The organism is Salipiger abyssi (assembly GCF_017311415.1).
Taxonomy (GTDB): Bacteria; Pseudomonadota; Alphaproteobacteria; order Rhodobacterales; family Rhodobacteraceae; genus Salipiger; species Salipiger abyssi_A.
In genome coordinates this window covers 260,153-283,298 of sequence record NZ_JAEKIS010000001.1, presented here as the reverse complement: position 1 = coordinate 283,298, position 23,146 = coordinate 260,153, and the positions used below count along the sequence as shown (strand labels likewise).

18 protein-coding genes are annotated in these 23,146 nt (G+C 65.3%); 7 read left to right on the top strand and 11 right to left on the bottom strand.

Annotation, left to right across the window (positions count from 1 at the left end):
• Window positions 1-5 precede the first annotated feature (5 nt).
• The 4 genes from I6N89_RS01380 to I6N89_RS01365 form a co-directional block, all read right to left on the bottom strand.
• Window positions 6-1,037, bottom strand: coding sequence for a sodium:calcium antiporter (locus I6N89_RS01380; RefSeq protein WP_207016439.1), 1,032 nt, complete (start codon window positions 1,035-1,037; stop codon window positions 6-8).
• A gap of 3 nt (window positions 1,038-1,040) precedes the next feature.
• Window positions 1,041-1,286 carry a GlsB/YeaQ/YmgE family stress response membrane protein gene (locus I6N89_RS01375; protein ID WP_076699416.1) on the bottom strand — a complete coding sequence of 82 codons (246 nt, stop codon included), beginning with the start codon at window positions 1,284-1,286 and terminating at the stop codon, window positions 1,041-1,043.
• Window positions 1,287-1,385: 99 nt separating this feature from the next.
• On the bottom strand, window positions 1,386-2,213 hold the full coding sequence (dapD, locus tag I6N89_RS01370; RefSeq protein ID WP_207016438.1) for a 2,3,4,5-tetrahydropyridine-2,6-dicarboxylate N-succinyltransferase: 828 nt from the start codon (window positions 2,211-2,213) through the stop codon (window positions 1,386-1,388).
• 271 nt (window positions 2,214-2,484) lie between these two features.
• Window positions 2,485-4,629 carry a methyl-accepting chemotaxis protein gene (locus I6N89_RS01365; RefSeq protein WP_207016437.1) on the bottom strand — a complete coding sequence of 715 codons (2,145 nt, stop codon included), beginning with the start codon at window positions 4,627-4,629 and terminating at the stop codon, window positions 2,485-2,487.
• 255 nt (window positions 4,630-4,884) lie between these two features.
• On the opposite strand from I6N89_RS01365, the gene rimP reads away from it, so the two are divergent.
• From rimP to infB, 4 genes are read left to right on the top strand one after another with little or no spacing between them, the layout of a single operon-like run.
• Complete coding sequence (gene rimP, locus I6N89_RS01360) at window positions 4,885-5,469, top strand: ribosome maturation factor RimP (protein ID WP_076699422.1); 585 nt, start codon at window positions 4,885-4,887, stop codon at window positions 5,467-5,469.
• A gap of 7 nt (window positions 5,470-5,476) precedes the next feature.
• Entirely contained in the window at window positions 5,477-7,105 is a 1,629-nt protein-coding gene (gene nusA / locus I6N89_RS01355) for a transcription termination factor NusA (protein ID WP_076699424.1), read from the top strand.
• 4 nt (window positions 7,106-7,109) lie between these two features.
• On the top strand, window positions 7,110-7,781 hold the full coding sequence (locus I6N89_RS01350; protein WP_207016436.1) for an RNA-binding protein: 672 nt from the start codon (window positions 7,110-7,112) through the stop codon (window positions 7,779-7,781).
• A gap of 9 nt (window positions 7,782-7,790) precedes the next feature.
• Window positions 7,791-10,304 carry a translation initiation factor IF-2 gene (gene infB / locus I6N89_RS01345; protein WP_207016435.1) on the top strand — a complete coding sequence of 838 codons (2,514 nt, stop codon included), beginning with the start codon at window positions 7,791-7,793 and terminating at the stop codon, window positions 10,302-10,304.
• Window positions 10,305-10,455: 151 nt separating this feature from the next.
• Here the strand turns inward: infB and I6N89_RS25640 are convergent, their stop codons facing one another.
• The 4 genes from I6N89_RS25640 to I6N89_RS01330 all read right to left on the bottom strand — a co-directional run bounded on the left by I6N89_RS25640 (window position 10,456) and on the right by I6N89_RS01330 (window position 13,313).
• Window positions 10,456-10,584, bottom strand: coding sequence for a hypothetical protein (locus I6N89_RS25640; RefSeq protein ID WP_257787900.1), 129 nt, complete (start codon window positions 10,582-10,584; stop codon window positions 10,456-10,458).
• Between the two features lie 163 nt (window positions 10,585-10,747).
• Window positions 10,748-11,149, bottom strand: a complete 402-nt coding sequence (gene mutT / locus I6N89_RS01340; protein ID WP_207016434.1) for an 8-oxo-dGTP diphosphatase MutT — start codon at window positions 11,147-11,149, stop codon at window positions 10,748-10,750.
• Between the two features lie 82 nt (window positions 11,150-11,231).
• Window positions 11,232-12,461, bottom strand: a complete 1,230-nt coding sequence (gene argJ / locus I6N89_RS01335; protein ID WP_207016433.1) for a bifunctional glutamate N-acetyltransferase/amino-acid acetyltransferase ArgJ — start codon at window positions 12,459-12,461, stop codon at window positions 11,232-11,234.
• On the bottom strand, window positions 12,462-13,313 hold the full coding sequence (locus tag I6N89_RS01330) for a peptidylprolyl isomerase (RefSeq protein ID WP_207016432.1): 852 nt from the start codon (window positions 13,311-13,313) through the stop codon (window positions 12,462-12,464).
• A gap of 192 nt (window positions 13,314-13,505) precedes the next feature.
• Here I6N89_RS01330 and secA point away from each other — a divergent pair, with 192 nt between their 5' ends.
• The 3 genes from secA to I6N89_RS01315 all read left to right on the top strand — a co-directional run bounded on the left by secA (window position 13,506) and on the right by I6N89_RS01315 (window position 18,953).
• Window positions 13,506-16,259, top strand: a complete 2,754-nt coding sequence (gene secA / locus I6N89_RS01325) for a preprotein translocase subunit SecA (RefSeq protein ID WP_207016431.1) — start codon at window positions 13,506-13,508, stop codon at window positions 16,257-16,259.
• A gap of 149 nt (window positions 16,260-16,408) precedes the next feature.
• A complete protein-coding gene (locus I6N89_RS01320; RefSeq protein ID WP_207016430.1) occupies window positions 16,409-17,374 on the top strand; it encodes a translocase in 966 nt (321 codons plus the stop codon).
• Window positions 17,375-17,399: 25 nt separating this feature from the next.
• Window positions 17,400-18,953 (top strand): substrate-binding domain-containing protein, encoded by a 1,554-nt coding sequence (locus tag I6N89_RS01315; RefSeq protein ID WP_207016429.1) that lies wholly within the window; start codon window positions 17,400-17,402, stop codon window positions 18,951-18,953.
• A gap of 66 nt (window positions 18,954-19,019) precedes the next feature.
• On the opposite strand, the gene radC is transcribed toward I6N89_RS01315, so the two are convergent.
• From radC to dnaK, 3 genes are all read right to left on the bottom strand, one after another.
• Entirely contained in the window at window positions 19,020-19,784 is a 765-nt protein-coding gene (gene radC, locus I6N89_RS01310; protein ID WP_207016428.1) for a RadC family protein, read from the bottom strand.
• A gap of 138 nt (window positions 19,785-19,922) precedes the next feature.
• Window positions 19,923-21,080, bottom strand: a complete 1,158-nt coding sequence (gene dnaJ, locus I6N89_RS01305) for a molecular chaperone DnaJ (RefSeq protein WP_207016427.1) — start codon at window positions 21,078-21,080, stop codon at window positions 19,923-19,925.
• A gap of 80 nt (window positions 21,081-21,160) precedes the next feature.
• Entirely contained in the window at window positions 21,161-23,092 is a 1,932-nt protein-coding gene (gene dnaK, locus I6N89_RS01300) for a molecular chaperone DnaK (protein ID WP_207016426.1), read from the bottom strand.
• Window positions 23,093-23,146: the final 54 nt, after the last annotated feature.

The window sequence follows — 23,146 nt, the reverse complement described above, 5'->3', positions numbered from 1 at the left end:
CCCGCTCAGCCGGCAAAGAGCTCCACCGCCACCGCGCAGCCATAGACCGCCATCATCAGCACGCTTTCGATGCCGATCCGTGCCGGGCCCCGGCGCTGCCGCAGGATCAGCCCGCCGAGCAGGATCGCGGTCATCAGCATGCCCGTGGCCAGCCAGTAGAGATCGGTCATGCCCACCGCCTGAAAGATCGAGCCGTCACGATAGGCGATATCCGAGAAAACCAGGAACAGCGTGTCGAAGGTGTTGCCGCCGATGATCCCGCCCACGGCGAGTTGCAGCGCGCCGCGGCGTACGGCCACCAGCGTGGTCACCAGTTCGGGCAGCGAGGTGATCACCGCCGTGATCAGCGCGCCGACGAGGCTTGAGGTCAGGCCGAAACGCGTGATGAAAGTGCTGCCGATCTGGCTGATGACCCAGCCCGCGAGTCCCATCAGCGCCACCAGCGCGGCAAAGATCAGCGCCGGACGCAATACCGGCGCGCCGGGGGCGTTTTCGGCGTCGGGCTCGTCGCGCCGTGTGTCGCGGGTCTCGACCGGGCGCCACATCGGGCGCCTGCCGACCTCCGCCGAGAGCTTCACCCCCGAGAGATAGGCCAGAAACATCACGATCGAGACCGGGTGCACGCCGGCAAAGGCGATATCCGGCCCGGCCATGGCGGCAACGGGCAGGCTCAGCAGGATGAGCAGCATGACCGCCTGAAACAGGTTGGCGGGCTCGGCGGCGGCATGTTCGAGATTGGCGTTGCGGTGCAGCAGGTCGGCGATGGCGAGGAACAGCGTCTGCGCCGCGATACCGCCCACCGCGTTGGAGACGGCAAAGCTGGCATCGCCCCCCGCCGCGCCGGTCACCGAGACCACGACCCCCGAGAGCGAGGTCGCGCCACCGAGCAGCACGCCGCCGGCCAGCGCCTCGCCTAGCCGCGTGCGGTCGGCGATCACATCGGCCAGCGCCGTCGCCCGGATCGAGGCCGCAACGACCAGCGCGCCCGCCAGGGCAAAGAGCCCCAGCAGGAGCGGAAGGGAAAGCTCCTGGATCACGTTTTAGCGGCGCATCCGGCGGGCGGCCCAGATCAGCAGGCTGGCGCCGGCGGTGCCGACCACGAGCTGCGGAATCCAGCTATTGGCGGCGTAGATGCCCAGCAGCGAGAGCAGCGCGTTCAGCACCACGGCGCCGACAATGCCCAGCACGATATTCAGCAGAAGACCGGTATCGGCCTTCATGATCATGCTGGCGATCCAGCCGGCAAGCCCGCCGACGATGATGGATGCAAGAAGTCCCAGGCCCATGCCGCCCCCGCTGTGAAATTGCTGTCGTCGCAACCCAACGGCGGGAGGGGCGGAGCGGTTCCCGCGCCACCGCTCGGGCGGCGCGGGAGGCGCTGCGGATCAGTCGCGCAGCAGCTCGTTGATGCCGGTCTTGGAGCGGGTCTTGGCGTCGACCCGCTTCACGATCACCGCGCAGTAGAGGCTGATATTGTTCTTCGACGGCATGCTGCCCGAGACTACCACCGAATAGGGCGGCACCTCGCCATACATCACTTCGCCGGTCTCGCGGTCGACGATCTTGGTGGACTGGCCGATATAGACGCCCATGCCCAGCACCGAGCCCTCGCGCACGATCACGCCTTCGACCACCTCGGAGCGAGCGCCGATAAAGCAATTGTCCTCGATGATGGTGGGGCCGGCCTGCATCGGTTCCAGCACGCCGCCGATGCCGACGCCGCCCGAGAGGTGCACGCCCTTGCCGATCTGCGCGCAGGAGCCGACGGTGGCCCAGGTGTCGACCATGGTGCCCTCGTCCACATAGGCGCCGAGGTTCACGAAGGAGGGCATCAGCACAACGCCCGGCGCGATATAGGCGGATTTGCGCACGACACAGTTCGGCACGGCGCGGAAGCCGGCATCGCGCCAGGTGTTCTCGCCCCAGCCCTTGAACTTGCTGTCGACCTTGTCCCACCAGCCGCCGCCCTGCGGGCCGTTGTCCTGAAGCTCCATGTCCTTGATGCGGAAGCCAAGCAGCACCGCCTTCTTGGCCCATTGGTTCACATGCCAGCTGCCATCCGTCTGTTTCTCGGCGACGCGCAGCTTGCCCGAATCGAGCGCCTCCAGCGTGTCTTCGATGGCCTCGCGGGTTTCGCCGCCGGTCGAGGGTGTGATGGTGTCGCGCGCCTCCCAGGCGGCTTCGATGGCGGCTTCGAGCTGTGCGTTGGACATGAGCGTCTCCTCGTGCGATCCGGTTTCAAGCCCTATAGCGGGCCGCCCGGGCCTCGGCAACGCATGCCTTTTGCGTGATGGGCCGAAGCCTCCCGCGCGGGGTCGGAAATTGGTTTCCGGGGAGAGCGTGGGCACGGTCGCAAACATGGCACTGGGCCGCAGAGCCCCCGTTATCCCGGTGATCTCCGCCGCGGGCCTTTCGCAGGGCATCGCGACTGCGCCGCGGCCACCGGGTGCGCCCCGCCAGATCGCCGGCACCCTAAGCTTCGCCTCATTCCGCCGCCATATGCATCGCGGTTTGCGCGCCCTGTCCCGGCAGCCGGAATTTGCCCACGACGCCGACCAGCATGTCGGCCTCGCTCCGCAGCTTGCGGCTGACCGTCTCCATATCGTGCAGCGCGGCGGCGTTCTGCTGGACATCCTTGTCGATGGCGCCGACCGCCGTGTTGATCTGGTGGACGTTGCTGGACTGTTCCTCCGAGGTGGTGGAGATGTAGGAAACCTGTTCCACGAACTGCTCGACCGTCTCCTGAATCGCTTTCAGCGAGGCGGAAGAGGCAGAGACCAGCTCCACCCCCTCGCTGACATGAACGTTGCTGCTCTTGATGACGCTGTTGATCTCGCTGGCGGCATCGGTGGCCCGCTGCGCCAGACCGCGCACCTCTTGTGCTACGATGGCAAAGCCACGCCCGGCCTCGCCCGCGCGGGCGGCCTCGACCCCGGCATTGAGCGCAAGCAGGTTGGTCTGAAAGGCGACATCGTCGATCAGACCGGTGATGCGGCTGATGGAGGCGGAGGACTCCTCGATCCGCTTGATCGCGTCCAGCGCGCTTTCGGCGACGCTGCGGGTCTCGTCGGCGCGGGTGCGCGCCGTGCCCAGCGACTGCTCTGCGCCTTGGGCGCGATGGGCGGTCTCCTTGACCTGTTCGGTGAGCAGTTGCAGCGCGGCGGCGCTTTCCTCCAGCGAGGCGGCGGAGTTCTGGCTGCGCCGCGACACCGCGCCCGAGGCGGCGGTGATCTCGGTGGCGGTGGCGTTAAGCATGCCGCAGCTCTCTGAGAGTTGTTGCACCGTATCGGTAAGATTGCCCACCAGCCCGTCGATGGAGCGCGAGATCTCCTCGAACACGCCCTTTTGCCCCTTGGCCATGGTGACGGTCAGGTCGCCATCGGCCAGCGCGTCGAGCACATTGCGGATATCGCCGAGCCCCTTTTCGGCAGCGGCGCCGATGGCGTTGACGCCATGCACCAGCTCTGAGGCGCCGCTGCCCTCTTCCGGTTCCGGAAGCCGCTTGGAGAAATTGCCCTCGGCACAGGCGCGGATCACCTCGGAAATGGACTGATCGAGCGAGGCTTTGGACGCGAGCTCCTGGCGAAACCGATCCACCGCCGCGCCGATGGCGGCGGTTTCGGCGATGCGCGATCCGGCGATGCGCGAGGAGAAATCTCCGGCGCGCATCTTTTCCAGCGCGATCTGGATGGCGCGCAGGGGCCGGGAGATCACCATCGACAGCGCAATTGCGAGGAAGAGAAAGAGCGCGATGCCTGCGGCGGCCGAGGTCAGTGCGGTGGCCTGCGCGCGCGCGGTCGCGGCGTTTCCCGCCTCCCGGGTCGCCTCGGCATTGGCGATGGCGCTGCTTTGCAGTTCGTACAGAAGAGGCTCTGTTTCCTGATAGAGCCTGGAAAGCTCTTCGCGGATCGCGCCTTCGGCGAGGCGTTCCTCGACAAACATCGCAAAGGCCTGCTGATAGGTGGTCAGCAACCCGTCAATCTCGCGTCGCTGGGTCGCGGAGGTGAAATAGCTGGCGGGAAACGCCTGAAATTCCTCGACCCGGGCATTGAGGCGGTCGAGATATTTCGGATCGCCGCGCATGATGAAATCCTTCTCGTGCCGGCGCATCATCAGCATCTTGACCTGCATGTCCGGCATGCCGATGGCATTCAGCGCGGTTTCGACCTCGTGCACGGCGCGGCGCAGCTCGCCTTGCAGGCCGCTTTCCTCGTCGAGCCCGAGCCGGCGGTTGCTGGCCACCAGAGCGGTGAACCGCTCCTGATAGGCCTGCATCTTGGCGGTTGCGGTTTCGAGAACCGGCAGCAGCTCTGTCATGCCGTTGCGTTGCATCAGGCCATGTAGCTGGTCGGCATCGTCGAACAGGTCCGACAGTGCCGCTGCGTGGCGGTCGACATACCGGTCCTCGAGCCGCAGGAGAAAATCCTTCTCGGCGCGTCGTGCCTCGAGAAACGCGATGTCCATGTCGGTCACGATATCGGCCAGGCTTTCCGCCTGCCGGACATTGCCGTCGATGGTGTCGCGCCTGTCCTTCACATGCTGCATCGCGATGACGAGGCCGATCATGACCGCACCCGCCAGGCCGACGACGGTCAGAATCGCGGTTCGGATGGGGATAGTGGCGCGCATGAGAGACAGTTTCCTTGTTGACAGAGCTTTCGGGAGCGCAGCCTAAACGCCCAAAAGATAACGAAGCATGAAGTCCAGAGCAGTCTGTTGCCGGGTGTCGGTCCCGGTGCGTGAAACGCCCCTCTTGCGGAATCGAATCGCGAGGCGTATATGCCCCTTCAACAGCGGCGCGTCGGGGTCTTCTCCGAGGTTCCACCGGGAAAGATCGACGGGCCGCGCGCCCGTTTTTTTGTTTCACGCATCGGACCCGGACACATGACCGACCTGATCGCAAAATCCGCCATCGACCGGCGCCTCGCCGAGATCGTCACCCCCGTCATCGAAGACATGGGATTCGAGCTCGTGCGCATCCGGCTGATGGGCGGCAAGACCTCGACGCTGCAAATCATGGCCGAACGCCCCGAGGGTGGGATCGAGGTCGACGAATGCGCCGAGATCTCCACCGCGGTCTCCGCCATTCTCGATGTCGAGGATCCGATTCTCGACACCTACACGCTGGAGGTCTCCAGCCCCGGCATCGACCGGCCGCTGACCCGGCTGAAGGATTTCGAGACCTTCGAGGGCTATGAGGTCAAGATCGAGACCCAGGAGATGATCGACGGCCGCAAGCGCTGGCGCGGCGTTCTCGCCGGGGTCGAGGGCGGCGAGGTGCTGCTCAATATCGAAGAGGGCGGCGAGGAACAGACCATCGGCCTGCAATTCGACTGGCTCAGCGATGCCAAGCTGATCCTCACCGACGACCTGATCCGCGACATGCTGCGCGCCCGCAAGGCCAAGCCCGTGGACGAAACCCAATACGATGAAATCCAGGCCGACGACGCGGCCGCTCAGGAGGAGTAAAACAACAATGGCAATCACCTCTGCCAACCAGCTTGAGCTTTTGCAGACCGCCGAGGCGGTGGCCCGCGAGAAGATGATCGACCCCGCTCTCGTGATCGAGGCGATGGAAGAGTCGCTCTCGCGCGCGGCGAAATCGCGCTACGGCTCCGAGATGGACATCCGCGTCAAGATCGACCGCAAGACCGGACGGGCGACCTTTACCCGGGTGCGCACCGTGGTCGAGGACGAGGAGCTGGAGAACTACCAGGCCGAGATGACCGTGCAGCAGGCCAAGCAGTACATGGCCGATCCCAAGGTGGGCGACCAGTTCATCGAAGAGGTGCCGCCGGTCGATATGGGCCGCATCGCCGCGCAATCGGCCAAGCAGGTGATCCTGCAAAAGGTCCGCGAGGCCGAGCGTGATCGTCAGTACGACGAGTTCAAGGACCGCAACGGCACCATCATCAACGGCACCGTCAAGCGCGAGGAATACGGCAACGTCATCGTCGATGTGGGCCGTGGCGAGGCGATCCTGCGCCGCAACGAGAAGATCGGCCGCGAGAGCTATCGCCCCGGCGACCGCATCCGCTGCTACATCAAGGACGTGCGCCGCGAGGCCCGTGGCCCGCAGATCTTCCTGTCGCGCACCGCGCCGGAATTCATGGCCGAGCTCTTCAAGATGGAAGTGCCGGAGATCTACGACGGCATCATCGAGATCAAGGCCGTGGCCCGCGATCCGGGCTCGCGCGCCAAGATCGGCGTGGTCTCCTATGACGGTTCCATCGACCCGGTGGGCGCCTGCGTCGGTATGCGCGGCTCGCGCGTGCAGGCGGTCGTGAACGAGCTTCAGGGCGAAAAGATCGACATCATCCCGTGGAACGAGGATATGCCGACCTTCCTGGTGAACGCGCTTCAGCCCGCCGAGGTCTCCAAGGTGGTGCTCGACGAGGATGCCGAGCGCATCGAGGTCGTGGTGCCGGACGAGCAGCTGTCGCTGGCCATCGGCCGTCGTGGCCAGAACGTGCGCCTGGCCTCGCAGCTCACCGGTCTCGATATCGACATCATGACCGAGGAAGAAGAGAGCCAGCGCCGCCAGAAGGAATTCGAGGAGCGCACCAAGCTCTTCATGGATACGCTGGATCTCGACGAGTTCTTTGCCCAGCTTCTCGTGGCCGAGGGCTTCACCAATCTCGAAGAGGTCGCCTATGTCGAGCTCGACGAGCTGCTGGTGATCGACGGCGTCGACGAGGGCACAGCGCAGGAGCTTCAGACCCGCGCCCGCGAATTCCTCGAAGAGCAGGCCCGCAAGGCGCTGGAACATGCCCGCGAGCTGGGTGTCGAGGACAGCCTGGTTGACTTCGAGGGGCTCACTCCCCAAATGGTAGAGGCACTGGCAGAAGACGGCGTGAAGACGCTGGAAGATTTCGCCACCTGCGCCGACTGGGAACTGGCCGGCGGCTGGACCACGGTCGATGGCGAACGTGTCAAGGACGACGGTCTTCTCGAAAAGTTCGATGTGGATCTTGCCGAGGCTCAGAACCTGATCATGACCGCGCGTGTCCTTCTTGGCTGGGTCGATCCCGCCGATCTCGAAGCGGAGGCCGAAGACGAGGCCGACGAAGACGGTGACGCGGAAGAGACCGGGGAAGAGGTCTGAGCGCATGAGCAGGGGCGGCCAGGACAAAGACCGGGCCGACGGGCCGGAGCGGCGCTGCATCGCCACGGGCGAGAGTCAGCCGGCCTCCGGCCTGATCCGTTTCGTGATCGGGCCCGAGAACCAGGTGGTGCCGGATCTGGCGGGCAAGCTGCCGGGCCGGGGCATCTGGGTGGCCTCGGATCGCGCGGCGCTGGAAAAGGCCGCCGCCAAGGGGCTGTTCGCCCGGGCGGCGAAACAGCCTGTGACGGTGCCCGACGATCTGCCCGGGCTGATCGAGCGGATGCTGGCGCGGCGTGTGGTCGAGCTTATCAGCCTCGCCCGCAAGTCGGGCGGTGCGGTGGCGGGCTATGAAAAGGTCAAGGATTGGCTGGGCCGCGAGGATGCGGATGTGCTGATCCAGGCCGAGGACGGATCCGGGCGCGGCAAGTCGAAATTGTCCACGCCGCAATGGGGCAGCTATATCGGCTGGCTCACGGCGGACGAGCTGGGTCTGGCCTTTGGACGGGAAAAGGTGATACATGCGGCGCTTGGCGCTGGTGGACTCACCAAACGTGTTGTAGAGGAGGCCCAAAGACTGAAGGGCCTGCGCGTCGGAAGGGCCGATGCGACGTCGGTGGCAGGGGCCACCGGGGCGGCGAAAGCCGCCGGGGGCGGTAGGGGCCGCCGGAAAGGATAAGAGAGCTGAATGAGCGATAACGACGGCAAAAAGACTCTGGGTGTTCGTGGTGGCGGTCCCCGTTCGGGATCTGTGAAGCAGAGCTTCAGCCATGGCCGCACCAAGAACGTCGTGGTGGAAACCAAGCGCAAGCGCGTTGTGGTTCCCAAACCCGGTGCCGGTGGCGGCAAGGGCGCGGGCGGCAGCGCTCTGGGCGGATCTGGCGGCAAGCGTCCGGCCGGGATTTCCGATGCCGAGATGGAGCGCCGGCTCAAGGCGTTGCAGGCCGCCAAGGCCCGCGAGGCCGAGGAACAGGCGCAGCGCGAGGCCGAGGAAAAGGCCCGCGCCGAAGAGCGTGCGCGCCAGCGCGCCGAGAAGGAACAGAAAGAGCGCGAACAGCGCGAGGCCGAAGAGCGCGCCAAGGCGAAAGCCGAGGAAGAAGCGCAGAAGGCCCGCGACGCCGCCGAGGCCGCCAAGAAGGCCGAGGCCGCCGCTGCCGCACCCAAGGCCGATCCGGCTGCCGCCGCACAGGCGCGCGGCCCGGCGGGCGGTGGTGCCGGTGCAGCCAAAGCGGCACAGCCGCAGCGCAAATCCGAACGCGAGCGCGAAGAGCGCGGTCGCTCGACCCGTGGTCGCGACGACGGCAACCGCCGCTCCGGCAAGCTGACGCTGAACCAGGCGCTCGGCGGCGAGGGCGGACGGCAGAAATCCATGGCTGCGATGAAGCGCAAGCAGGAGCGTGCGCGTCAGAAGGCGATGGGCGGCCAGCAGCAGCGCGAGAAGGTCGTGCGCGACGTCCAGCTGCCCGAGGCGATCACCGTCGCCGAGCTTGCCAACCGTATGGCCGAGCGTGTGGCGGATGTGGTCAAGTCGCTGATGCAGAACGGCATCATGGCGACGCAGAACCAGACCATCGACGCCGACACCGCGGAACTGATCATCGAGGAATTCGGCCACCGCGTGACCCGCGTCTCCGATGCCGATGTCGAGGACGTCATCAAGACCGTCGACGACAAGCCGGAAGATCTTCAGCCGCGCCCGCCGGTCATCACGATCATGGGCCATGTCGACCACGGCAAGACCTCGCTGCTCGACAAGATCCGTCAGGCCAATGTGACCTCCGGCGAGGCCGGCGGGATCACCCAGCATATTGGCGCCTATCAGGTGACGACGAAGGGCGGCGACGTGCTGACCTTCCTCGACACGCCCGGCCACGCCGCCTTTACCTCGATGCGCTCGCGCGGCGCTCAGGTGACGGATATCGTCGTGCTGGTGGTGGCGGCGGATGACGCGGTGATGCCGCAGACCGTCGAAGCCATCAACCACGCCAAAGCCGCCGGCGTTCCGATGATCGTCGCGATCAACAAGGTGGACAAGCCGAGCGCCAACCCGACCAAGGTGCGCACCGACCTGCTTCAGCACGAAGTGGTGGTGGAGCAGATGTCGGGCGAGGTGCAGGATGTCGAAGTGTCGGCCCATACCGGGCAGGGGCTCGACGAGCTGCTCGATGCCATCGCGTTGCAGGCCGAACTGCTGGAGCTGAAGGCGAACCCGAACCGGGCCGCCGAAGGCGCCGTGATCGAGGCACAGCTCGACGTGGGCCGCGGCCCGGTCGCCACCGTCCTCGTGCAGAACGGCACGCTGAAGCAGGGCGACATCTTTGTCGTGGGCGAGCAGTACGGCAAGGTCCGTGCGCTGATCAACGACAAGGGTGAGCGGGTCAAGGAAGCCGGCCCGTCGGTGCCGGTCGAGGTTCTGGGTCTCAATGGCACGCCCGAAGCCGGCGACGTGCTCAACGTGACCGAGACCGAGGCGCAGGCCCGCGAGATCGCCGAGTACCGCGAACACGCCGCCAAGGAGAAGCGCGCCGCCGCCGGTGCCGCGACGACCCTTGAGCAGCTGATGATGAAGGCCAAGGAAGACGAGAACGTCTCTGAGCTGCCGGTCGTCGTCAAGGCGGACGTGCAGGGCTCGGCCGAGGCCATTGTCCAGGCGCTGGAGAAGGTCGGCAACGACGAGGTTCGCGTGCGGGTGATCCACTACGGCGTGGGCGCCATCACCGAGACCGATATCGGCCTTGCCGAAGCCTCGGGCTGCCCGGTGATCGGCTTCAACGTCCGTGCCAACGCGCCGGCGCGCAACGCCGCCAACCAGAAGGGTGTGGAGATCCGCTACTATTCGGTGATCTACGATCTGGTGGACGATGTGAAAGCCGCCGCGTCTGGCTTGTTGTCGAACGAGGTCCGTGAGAACTTCATCGGCTATGCGCAGATCAAGGAGGTCTTCAAGGTCTCCAATGTCGGCAAGGTTGCCGGCTGTCTGGTTACCGAAGGTGTGGCGCGCCGCTCCGCCGGTGTCCGCCTGCTGCGCGACGATGTGGTGATCCACGAGGGCACGCTGAAAACCCTCAAGCGCTTCAAGGACGAGGTTGCCGAGGTGCAATCGGGCCAGGAGTGCGGCATGGCTTTCGAGAATTACGATGACATTCGTCCCGACGATGTCATCGAGATTTTCGAACGCGAGGAGATCGAGCGGTCGCTCTGATCGCCGATGCCAGAGACATGGAAAAGGCGGCGCCCTCGGGTGCCGCCTTTTTCAATTTCCGGAAACGGGAACAGTTCTGGAACGGAAAAGCCCGGGCGCGAGGCCCGGGCTTTTCCGTAGTACCGATGTGTTAGTCTGTGGCGAGCGAAGCTCAGGCTGCAACCGGCATACCGGTGAAAACCTGAGTACCCACGCGCACGGCGATACGACCGTCGGGCAGGGTCTTTTCGACCAGGCCCTGAACCGAGACGCAGCTGCCGAGGATGATGGTACGCAGCATTTCAGTGTTCCCCGTGTTGAATGTTACAAAAATATAAATACGCGGGAATCGTTAACGAAACCAGAATAAATTATGACAATCCCGCCTATAATATAGGCAGATAGACGATTTTATCGAATTTTCTTACGCTGCGCCGCAGAAAGATCTGGACAATCCGAGGTGCTCACAACCAGTCGCGCAGGATCGAGATGAGGGGGATATCGGCCGGTGGCATGGGGTAGTCGCGCAGCTCGCGCGCGCGGACCCATTTCAGCGCCTGGCCCTCTTTCGATTGCGGCGTGCCCTGCCATTTGCGGCAGGCATAGAGCGGCATCAGCAGGTGGAATGTCTCATAGCTGTGCGAGGCGAAGGTCAGCGGCGCTAGGCAGCTTTCCCATGTGTCGATGCCCAGCTCTTCCTGAAGCTCGCGGATCAGCGCGTGCTCGGGGGATTCTCCCGGCTCGACCTTGCCGCCGGGAAATTCCCAGAGCCCGGCCATGCTCTTGCCCTCGGGCCGCTGCGCCAGAAGCACGCGGCCATCGGGGTCGATCAGGGCGACGGCGGAGACGAGGACGATCTTGGACATGGCGAGGCTCTGGCGGAACGGGCAAAGGCGAGGGGCAGGCCCCTCGCCGGGGGGAGTATTTAGAGAAAGATGAAGGGGCGGGTCAGGAGCGGTAATCGGCGTTGATGCTGATGTAACCGTGGGTGAGGTCGCAGGTCCAGACGGTGGCCTTGCCGTCGCCGAGGCCGATATCGACTCCGATGGTGATCTCGGGCGCTTTCATCAGCGCGGCGCCGTCCTCTTCGCGGTAGGAGGGGGCGACCCAGCCGTTTTCCGCCACCAGCACATCGCCGAAGCGGATGGTTAACGTGTCGCGGTCGGCGGCGGCGCCGGATTTGCCCACCGCCATGACGATGCGGCCCCAGTTGGGATCCTCGCCGGCGACGGCGGTCTTGACCAGCGGCGAGTTGGCGATGGCCAGCGCATGGGTGCGGGCATCGGCATCGGAGACAGCGCCGGTCACGTTGACGGTGACGAACTTCGTGGCGCCCTCGCCGTCTTTCACCACCTGATGGGCGAGGTCGAGGAAAACGCCTTCGAGCGCCTCGGCGAAAGCGGTGTCTTCGGCGGTAACGTCGACGCCAGAGGCGCCGGTGGCGCCCATCAGCAGGGTGTCGGAGGTCGAGGTGTCGCTGTCGACGGTGATGCAGTTGAAGGTGCGGGCGTTGATGCGGCTGACCAGCGCCTGAAGATCGGTGCGGGAGATCCTTGCATCGGTGAAGAGATAGACCAGCATCGTCGCCATGTCCGGCGCGATCATGCCCGAGCCCTTGGCAAAGCCCGCGATCTTCACCGCGCCGCCGGGCAGCGAAACGGTGGCGCAGGCGCCCTTGGGGAAGGTGTCGGTGGTCATGATGGCGCGGGCGGCCTCGGCGCCCTTGCCCGGGTCGAGCGCGGCGACCAGCTCGCCCAGCTTGGCGGTGATGCGGTCATGCGGCAGGCGCTCGCCGATCACCCCGGTGGAGCTGGTGAAGACGCGGGTTTCCGGCAGGCCGGTGGCCCCGGCCACCGCCGCGCAGATCGCCGCGACCGAGCCATCACCGGCCTTGCCGGTGAAGGCGTTGGAATTGCCCGAGTTGACGATGATCGCGGCGCCGGCCTCGCTGTCGGTGCCGATCTTGGCCTGACAGTCGAGCACATTGGCCGAGCGCGTGGCGGAGCGTGTGAAGACCCCGGCCATGGTGCTGCCGGGGTCGAGCAGGGCCAGCATCACATCCGTGCGCCCCGCATAGCGCACCCCCGCCGCGGCGGAGGCGAAACGCACGCCCCCGATAACCGGAAGCTCCGGAAAACCCTCGGGCGCGAGGGGCGAAACGGATGTGATCTTGGCCACTTAGTCCTCCAGAAGCTGCGTGTTGGACAGCACCGAGACATCGGTTTCGGACTTGTCCATGCGGGTTACGTCGGCCGAGGCGAGCTTGTCGTCGATATAGCTCTGCACGGCTTCCTGTTGCAGCTTCAGTTCAATCTCTCCGCGCACGCTGTCAAGAGCCGGCGCTTCCTTGTCGCGGGTCTCGTTGAGCTTGATCACATGCCAGCCGAACTGGGTTTTCACCGGGGCGGAAATCGCGCCGGGCTCCAGCTCTTTCACGGCCTCTTCGAAGGGCGCGACCATCATGCCGGCGCCGAACCAGCCGAGCTCGCCTCCATTGGGACCGGAGGGGCCGGTGGATTTCTCCTTGGCCAGCTCGGCGAAATCGGCGCCGCCCTCCAGCTCTTCGACCAGCGCCTGGGCCTCGTCCTCGGTTTCCACGAGAATGTGAGAGGCGTTGAACTCGGTGCCGAGATCGGAGCCGGCATAGTCCGCGTCATAGGCGGCCTGCACCGCCTCGTCGGTCAGCGCGGCCTGGGCAACGGTCTTGATCACTTCGGCGGCCATCAGCGCGCGGCGCTCGTTTTCCAGCGACAGGGTGACCAGCTTGGTTTCCTCGGCCTGCTCGTCCTGCGCCAGAACCGCCTGCTGCACCAGCTGATCGAGGATCCCGTCCCACAGGACGTCATCGCCGAGCTGCTGGTATTGGTCGGGAAGGGTGGAGCGGATCACCAGCATGTTGCCCAGCGTGATCTCCTGGCCGTTGACCGTGGCCACGACGGAGTCGAGGCCCATCTCCTCCTGCGCCTGAGCGGGCAGCGCCAGCGCAATCGCAAAAGCCGCCGCGGTCAGTTTCGTGAGGGTTTTCGGCATCTGTCAGGTCCTTTCGCGGTCCTTGGGTTGGCCGCCCGGGGCAGGCGGCGTTGACACTCTGTGACCCTAGCCTTACATGGCCAAAAGGCTCTGCAAGGCCGGTCGTTCCCCTGTGTCATATGGGCTGTGTTCGAGGCGGGCAAGCGGATGCCAGCAAAAGAACACGCATTTGTCAGACAGGAACGGGCAGCTATGCTGGGGATCGGAACTATCGCGCGGAAGGTGTTCGGAACGCCGAACGACCGCAAGATCAAGGCGACGCGCCCGCTGGTCGAAAAGATCAACGCACTGGAGCCCGAGTTCGAAAAGCTCGACGATGCCGGGCTGATCGCCAAGACCGAGGAATTCAAAAAGCGCATTGCCGAGGGCGAGAATCTCGACAAGCTGCTGCCCGAGGCCTTTGCCAATTGCCGCGAGGGCGCCAAGCGGGCGCTGGGCCTGCGCGCCTTCGACACGCAGCTGATGGGCGGGATCTTTCTGCACCAGGGCAATATCTCGGAAATGAAGACCGGCGAGGGCAAGACCCTCGTCGCGACCTTTCCGGCCTATCTCAACGCGCTGACCGGCAAGGGCGTGCATATCGTCACCGTCAACGACTACCTCGCCCGCCGCGACGCGGAGTGGATGAGCAAGGTCTACGGTGCGCTGGGTCTGACGACCGGCGTGGTCTATCCGCAGCAGGACGAGGGCGAGAAGAAGCAGGCCTATGCCGCCGATGTCACCTATGCCACGAACAACGAGCTTGGCTTCGACTATTTGCGCGACAATATGAAATCCGAGCTGACCCAGATGATGCAGCGCGGGCATTACTTCGCCATCGTCGACGAGGTGGACAGCATCCTGATCGACGAGGCGCGCACGCCGCTGATCATCTCGGGGCCGAGCCAGGACCGCTCGGATCTTTATCTCTCCATCGACAAGCTGATCCCCGAGCTCGACGACGACGCCTTTACCATCGACGAAAAGACCCGCAACGTCACCTTCACCGACGAGGGCAACGAGGCGCTGGAGCAGGTTCTGCATCAGCGCGGCATTCTGGCCGAGGGTCAGTCGCTCTACGATCCCGAAAGCACCACGGTGGTGCATCACGTCAACCAGGGTCTGCGGGCGCACAAGCTCTATACCCGTGACAAGGATTACATCGTCCGCGACGGGCAGGTGGTGCTGATCGACGAATTCACCGGCCGGATGATGGCGGGGCGCCGCCTCTCCGACGGGCTGCACCAGGCCATCGAGGCCAAGGAGGGCTGCCAGATCCAGCCCGAGAACGTGACGCTGGCGCAGGTCACCTTCCAGAACTATTTCCGACTCTATGAAAAACTCTCGGGCATGACCGGCACGGCGGTCACCGAGGCCGAGGAATTCATGGAGATCTACGGGCTGGGCGTGGTCGAAGTCCCGACCAACCGGCCCATCGCGCGGATCGACGACGACGACAAGGTCTATCGCACCGCGCAGGAGAAATACGCCGCCATCGTCGACGAGATCAAGGAGGCGCATGAGAAGGGCCAGCCGGTTCTCGTCGGCACCACTTCGATCGAGAAATCCGAGATGCTGTCGCAGCTGCTGACCGGCGCGGGGCTCAAGCACAACGTGCTGAACGCACGCCAGCACGAGCAGGAGGCGCAGATCGTCGCCGATGCCGGCAAGCTGGGTGCGGTGACCATCGCCACCAACATGGCGGGCCGGGGCACCGACATCAAACTCGGCGGCAATGTGGATTTTCAGGTGATGGAGGCCATCGCCGCGGATCCGGAGGGCGACCCCGAGGAGATCCGGAAACGGATCGAGGCGGCGCATGCCGCCGACGAGGAAAAGGTGAAAGAGGCCGGCGGGCTCTTCGTTCTGGCCACCGAGCGCCATGAAAGCCGCCGCATCGACAACCAGCTGCGCGGCCGGTCGGGCCGTCAGGGCGACCCGGGGCGCAGCTCCTTCTATCTCTCGCTCGAAGACGACCTGATGCGCATCTTCGGCTCGGAACGGCTCGACAAGATGCTGTCCCGGCTCGGTATGAAAGAGGGCGAGGCCATCGTTCACCCCTGGGTGAACAAGTCGCTGGAACGCGCCCAGGCCAAGGTCGAGGGCCGCAACTTCGACATCCGCAAGCAGCTGCTGAAATTCGACGACGTGATGAACGACCAGCGCAAGGTGATCTTTGCGCAGCGTCTGGAGATCATGGAAACGGCGGACCTCTCTGAGATCGTGCAGGACATGCGCCACGAGGTGATCGACGAGCTGGTCGATATCTATGTGCCGCCGAAGACCTATGCCGATCAGTGGGACACGCAGGGGCTCTATGCCGCGGCGCTCGAAAAGCTCAGCCTCGATCTGCCGGTGATCAAATGGGGCGAGGAAGAGGGCGTCGACGCTGAGGTGATCCGCGAGCGCATGGAAGAGGCCTCCGACAATTTCATGGCGGAAAAGGCCGAGGCCTTCGGCCCCGACACCATGCGCCAGATCGAAAAGCAGGTGTTGCTTCAGACCATCGACACCAAATGGCGCGAGCATCTTCTGACGTTGGAACATCTGCGCTCGGTCGTCGGCTTCCGCGGTTATGCGCAGCGCGATCCGCTGAACGAATACAAGACCGAGGCCTTCCAGCTCTTCGAATCCATGCTCGAATCGCTGCGTGAGACGGTGACTGAACAGCTCTCGCGCATCCGCCCGATGACCGAGGAAGAGCAGCAGGCGATGATGCAGCAGCTTGCCCAGCAGCGCGCGCAACTGCGCCAGCAGGCCGAGGCCGGCGCGGCAGCGCATCCGGCAGCTCCGGGCGAGGCCGGAACCGCTCCGGCACCCGCGTCGGCAGACGCCGAACCCACCGCCGTAGCGGTGGAGGGGTTCGACGAGACCGATCCCGACACCTGGGGCAATCCGGGCCGGAACGATCTCTGCCCCTGCGGCTCGGGCAAGAAATTCAAGCATTGCCACGGCCGTCTGGCCTGAGACCGGCCTGGCATCGCGATCTTGGGAAATGGGGCGCTGCGGCGCCCCGTTTCGCGTCAGAATGACTCCCCGCTTATGCCGCAACAGCGCCTCTTTTTGGGCTCAGATTGTTTCCAGTTTGGACGAGTGAGCAGATAGCGGAGGCCGGTATGGCACGCCTCAAGACATATTTCCTGGCCGCGGCGACGGTCTTTACCGCCCTGGCGATCGGCTATGTGATGCAGCATGGCAGCACGCCGGATCAGGTCGGGCTGGACCGCCCCGAAGAGATCGTTGTGCGCGATATCACCGATACCTCCTCGGCGGCGATGCCGCGCCTGCCCTCCGACGATGTGGCGGCAAAGCTGCCCGATGCCGGCATTCAGCGGGTCGCGGCGGAGCGCGTGACGGCACCCGTCGAGCCGCTGCCGCAGGAGCGCGCCACCGCCGGGTTCGACTGCGATATCTCGCTGAGCGCGGCGGCCAATGCCGGCGCCATGGTCGATCTCAAGCTGTCGGCGCCCTGCTACGCCTCCGAACGCGTGACGATCCATCACCACGGGCTGATGTTCACCGAGATCACGCGACCCGATGGCAGCCTGCGGGTCAGCGTTCCGGCGCTCTCCACCCATGCGCTGTTCATCGCCTCCTTCGATGGCGGCGACGGCGCGACCGCCAGCGCCGAGGTGCCGGCGCTGCCGTTTTATGACCGCGTCGTGCTGCAATGGAAGGGCGATACCGGGCTGCAACTGCATGCCCGCGAATTCGGCGCCTCCTATTTCACCGAAGGTCACGTCTGGGCCGCCTCGGCGGGCGATCTGTCGCGCACCGCAAAGGGCGAGGGCGGGTTCCTGACGCGGCTCGGCAATGCCGATGCCGCTGCGCCGCTGATCGCGGAGATCTACAGCTTTCCCGTGGGCACCAGCAAGCTGAGCGGGCAGATCGCGCTGACCGTGGAGGCCGAGGTGACCGAGGCCAATTGCGGCGCGCAGGTGGAGGCGCAGACGCTGGAGCGTCATGGCGATGCGCCGCTGCGGGTTCGCGATCTGACGCTGGACGTGCCGGCCTGCGACAGCACGGGCGATTTTCTGGTGTTGAAAAACCTCATCGAAGACCTGAAGATCGCCGGCAACTGACAGGGGCAACCGGGATCATTCTTTCATGAGGGCGTTTCGTGCGGCGGTCTTCGCCGCACTTTTCTTTGTCGCGGGGCCGCTCTGGGCGCAGGACATCACCCTGCGCTCGCGCGATGGCGGCATAGAGCTCACCGGCACGCTGCTGGGCTTCGACGGCGAGTTCTATCGCATGCAGAGCCGTTTCGGCGAGCTGACGGTGGACAGCTCCGGTGTGCTCTGCGAGGGGCCGGGCTGCCCGTCGCTGACCGATTTCGTGGCCGAAATGCGGGTCTCGGGCTCCGCCACCATCGGCGAGGTGCTGATGCCGGCGCTGCTTGAGGGCTTTGCGCTGCGCAACGGGCTGAGCGCCGCGCGTGAGCCGATGGAGGCACGGCGGTTTCGCTACATCCTCACCGATCCGGATGAGGACCGCGTCGTCGGCCGCTTCGATTTCCATGTGACCAGCACCGATGAGGGCTTTGCCGATCTGCTGGCGGACGAGGCCGATATCGTCATGGCCCTGCGCGAAATACGGCCCGCCGAGCTGCGCCTTGCCAGCGACGCGGGTCTGGGCGACCTGGCGCATCCCAACCGCAGCCGCGTGCTGGCGCTCGACGCGATGATCCCGGTGGTGGCGGCGAACAACCCGGTCGATGCGATCTCGCTCTCCGATCTGGCGCGGGTGCTGTCGGGCCGGCTGCGCAACTGGCGCGAGCTTGGCGGGCCGGACGCGCCGGTGGTGCTGCATTTGCGCAATGCATCTTCGGGCCTGTCGCAGGGGATCGAGGACCGGCTTTTGCGGCCTTCGAAACTGGAGCTGCATGGCGAGATCGCGCGTCATGACAGCAATACCGCGCTGTCGCGCGCGGTGGCACGCGATCCCTTCGGCATCGGGCTGGCGAGCTATTCCGAGATCGGCAATACCAAGCCGCTCTATCTCACTGGAAGCTGCGGCTTTCACCTGCGCGGGCGCCGCGCGGCGATCAAGACAGAGGATTATCCGCTGACCGCACCGATGTTCCTCTACCTGCCGGCGCGGCGGCTGCCGGCGCTGGCGCGGGAGTTTCTGGCCTATACCAGAAGCTCGCCGGCGCAGATCGTGATCCGCCGCGCCGGTTTCGTCGATCAGGCGCCGGAGGAGATTCCGCTGAACCAGCAGGGCGACCGGCTGGCCAATGCCGTCGCGGTGGCAGAGGGCGAGGACGGGCTCGCCGGATTGCAGCGCATGGTGGGTGTGATGGCGCCGATGCGGCGGCTGACCACCTCGTTCCGGTTCGAGCCGGGCTCGGCGCGGCTCGATGCGCAATCGCGCTCGAACGTGCAGCAGCTGGCGCGCTCGCTGGAGGCGGGGGAGTATGACGGGCGGCGGCTGGTCTTTGTGGGCTTTTCCGACGGGCAGGGGCCGGCGGTGGGCAATCTGGAGATCGCCCGGGAGCGCGCCGATGCGGTGCGCGCGGCGGTGATCCAGACAGCAGAGGCGGCGGATCTGGATCGCATCGACCTGGTGACAGAGGCGTTTGGCGAGGCGATGCCGATGGCCTGCGACGATACCGTCTGGGGGCGGCAGGTGAACCGGCGCGTCGAGGTCTGGCTGCGCTGAGCCGAAGAGGCCCGCAAGGGCTGAGGAGGCGTCTCGTCAAGCCCTTGCGGGCTTTCCTCGACCCCTCTAGAGCAAGCCTTCGCTGCGAAAGCTGAGCTCGCGCGAGCGACCGATGACGAGATGATCGTGCAGCGTGATCCCCAGCGCATCGGCGGCGAGCTGGATCTGCATCGTCATGTCGATATCAGACTGGCTGGGCGTCGGATCGCCCGACGGGTGGTTGTGCACCAGAATGAGCGCGCTGGCATTCAGCTCCAGCGCCCGTTTGACCACCTCGCGGGGATAGACCGGCACATGATCCACCGTGCCCCGCGCCTGCGGCTCGTCGGCGATCAGCACGTTCTTGCGGTCCAGAAACAGGATGCGGAACTGCTCGGTATCGCGATGCGCCATGGCGGTCTGGCAATAGTCGAGCAGCGCCTCCCAGGAGCTGACCACCTGTTTTTGCAACACCCTTGAGCGCGCCAGCCGGTGCGCCGCCGCCTCGATGATCTTCAGCTCGGTCACCACCGCACCGCCGATGCCCGGGATTTCCTGCAACCGCGCCGGCGGGGCGGAGAGCACGCCGCTGAAATCGCCGAAGGCCTCGAGCAGTGCGCGGGCGAGCGGTTTCACGTCGCGGCGGGGAATGGCGCGGAACAGGACCAGCTCCAGCATCTCGTAATCCGGCAGCGCATCGGCCCCGCCCGCAAGAAAACGCTCGCGCAGCCGGGCCCGGTGATCGCGCAGATAGGAGGGCAGGGGGCGAGCCGCCTCCGCCGCCAGGGCGGGCGCCTCGTCATGGGCGAAAAGGCTGGCCTGGGAATCGGAAAACTGGCGCGCGCGGGTCATGTGCAAAGCCTCGCGCGGTGGGGTTAGGGAAGGGTTAACGTGAAACGGGCCGCGCTGGGAGGCGCGGCCCGTTGATCTGTGTCGGGCGGGGAACCTGTCGGGGCTCCGCCCATAAATTCCGGACCACAGGTCCGGGATTTACCCTTTCATCGAATCCCAGAAGTTCTTCACCGACGAGAAGAAGCTGTGCGATTCCGGGTTGTTGTCTTCGCTCTGCTCCTCGAACTCGCGCAGAAGCTCTTTCTGGCGCGAGGTCAGGTTCACCGGCGTTTCGACGGCCAGCTCGATGAACATGTCACCCGCCGCACCACCGCGCAGCGCCGGCATGCCTTTGCCGCGCAGGCGCATCTGCCGGCCCGACTGGCTGCCCGCCGGGATCTTCACCCGCGACCGGCCACCGTCGATTGTCGGCACCTCGATATCGCCCCCCAGCGCCGCCGTGGTCATCGACACCGGCACGCGGCAATGCAGCTCGGGCCCCTCGCGCTCGAAGATCTCGTGCCGCTTCACCTCGATGAAGATATAGAGATCGCCCGGAGGCCCGCCGCGCATGCCCGCCTCGCCCTCGCCGGCAAGCCGGATACGGGTGCCGGTCTCGACGCCGGCGGGGATGTTCACCGACAGCGCGCGCTCTTTCTGCACGCGGCCCATGCCGCCGCATTTCTGGCAGGGATTCTTGATGATCTGGCCCAGGCCCGAACAGGTCGGACAGGTGCGCTCCACGGTAAAGAAACCCTGCGTCGCGCGCACCTTGCCCATGCCGGAACAGGTCGGGCAGGTCACCGGCTCGGCACCGCCTTCGGCGCCGGAGCCGTTGCACTCGCCGCATTGCACCGAGGTCGGCACGTTGATCGTCTTCTGGAGACCGCCATAGGCCTCCTCCAGCGTCACGCGCAGATTGTAGCGCAGATCGGCCCCGCGCGCGGCACGCTGCCGCCCGCCGCCGCCCTGGCGTCCGCCCATGAAATCGCCGAAGAGATCGTCGAACACATCGGAAAACGCGCTGGCGAAATCGCCCTGGCCACCCTGAAAGCCGCCGCCGGGTCGCTGCCCGCCGCCGCCCATGCCGCCCTCGAAAGCGGCGTGGCCAAAGCGGTCATAGGCCGCCTTCTTCTCGGCGTCCTTCAGAACTTCGTAAGCCTCGTTCGCTTCCTTGAACTGGCCTTCGGCTTCGGGATTGTCGGCGTTGCGGTCGGGGTGAAGCTCCTTGGCCTTCTTGCGATAGGCCTTCTTGATTTCATCCGCGGAGGCACCCTTGCTGACACCGAGCACGTCGTAAAAGTCACGCTTGGACATTCATGCCCTCCTTTTGTCCGGAACGGAAAGGGGCCGGCCCGGCGCCCGGACCGGCCCCCGTTCTGTTCCGTGGCCTCAGCTCAGCTGCTGCGCTTGTCGTTGCCCAGATCCTCGAAATCCGCGTCGACGATATCGTCGTCGGAAGCGGAGGATCCGGCCTCGTCGGCGCCTTCGGGGCTGTCGGAGCCCTCACCGGCTTCGGCCTGCGCCTTGTAGATCGCCTCGCCCAGACGCATGGCCACTTCGGTCACGTTCTGGATGCCGGCTTTGATCTTCTCGGCGGTCACATCGTCCTTCTCGAGATCTTCCTTGAGCGCGGACACGGCCAGCTCGATGGCTTCGATGGTCGACGGGTCGACCTTGTCGCCATGCTCTTCCATCGACTTCTCGGTCGAATGGACGAGGCTCTCGGCCTGGTTGCGGGCCTCGACGAGATCGCGGCGCTCCTTGTCCTTCTCGGCGTTTTCCTCGGCGTCCTTGACCATCTGTTCGATGTCTTCGTCCGAGAGACCGCCGGAGGCCTGGATGGTGATCTTCTGCTCCTTGCCGGTGCCCTTGTCCTTGGCGGACACGGAGACAATGCCGTTGGCGTCGATGTCGAAGGTCACCTCGATCTGCGGCATGCCGCGCGGCGCCGGCGGGATGTTCTCGAGGTTGAACTGGCCCAGCAGCTTGTTGTCCGCGGCCATCTCGCGCTCGCCCTGGAAGACCCGGATCGTCACCGCGCCCTGGTTGTCCTCGGCGGTGGAGAAGATCTGGCTCTTCTTGGTCGGGATCGTGGTGTTGCGGTCGATCAGGCGGGTGAACACGCCACCCAGCGTCTCGATGCCGAGCGACAGCGGGGTTACGTCGAGCAGCACCACGTCCTTGACGTCGCCTTGCAGCACGCCGGCCTGAATGGCGGCGCCCATGGCGACCACCTCGTCCGGGTTCACGCCCTTATGCGGCTCCTTGCCGAAGAACTTGGTCACCTCTTCGACGACCTTCGGCATCCGGGTCATACCGCCGACCAGAACCACCTCGTCGATCTCGTCCTTGGAGATGCCGGCGTCTTTCATAGCCGCCTGACAGGGCTTGATCGAGGCCTTGATCAGGTCGCCCACGAGGCTTTCCAGCTTGGCGCGGGTCAGCTTCATGACCATGTGCAGCGGCTGGCCGTTCGAGCCCATCGAGATGAACGGCTGGTTGATCTCGGTCTGGGACGAGCTGGACAGCTCGATCTTGGCTTTCTCCGCCGCCTCTTTCAGACGCTGAAGCGCCATCTTGTCGGTGGTCAGGTCGACGCCGTGCTCTTTCTTGAACTCGTCGGCGAGGTAGTTGACGATCCGCATGTCGAAGTCTTCACCGCCGAGGAACGTGTCGCCGTTGGTGGATTTCACTTCGAAGAGGCCGTCGTCGATCTCGAGAATGGTCACGTCGAAGGTGCCGCCGCCGAGGTCATAGACGGCGATGGTCTTCGATTCCTTCTTGTCGAGACCGTAGGCCAGCGCGGCGGCCGTCGGCTCGTTGATGATGCGCAGCACTTCGAGGCCGGCGATCTTGCCGGCGTCTTTGGTGGCCTGACGCTGCTGGTCGTTGAAATAGGCCGGCACGGTGATGACCGCCTGGGTCACCTCTTCGCCGAGATAGCTTTCGGCGGTTTCCTTCATCTTACCGAGGATGAAGGCGGAAATCTGCGACGGGCTGTATTTTTCGCCCTTGGCTTCAACCCAGGCATCGCCATTGCCGCCGTCGACGATGTTGTACGGCACGATTTTCTGGTCTTTCGTGACCTCCGCATCGGTGGTGCGGCGGCCGATCAGACGCTTGACGGCAAAGATGGTGGCTTCGGGGTTGGTGACGGCCTGCCGCTTGGCGGGCTGGCCGACGAGACGTTCGTCGTCGGTGAAGGCGACGATGGAGGGGGTGGTACGGGCACCTTCGGCGTTTTCGATCACGCGGGCCTGAGACCCGTCCATGATGGCAACGCAGGAGTTGGTGGTGCCGAGGTCGATACCGATCACTTTGGCCATGTTCGATCCCTTTCGTAGTCAAGGCGATGACGCGAGGCGAGGGACCCGATTACG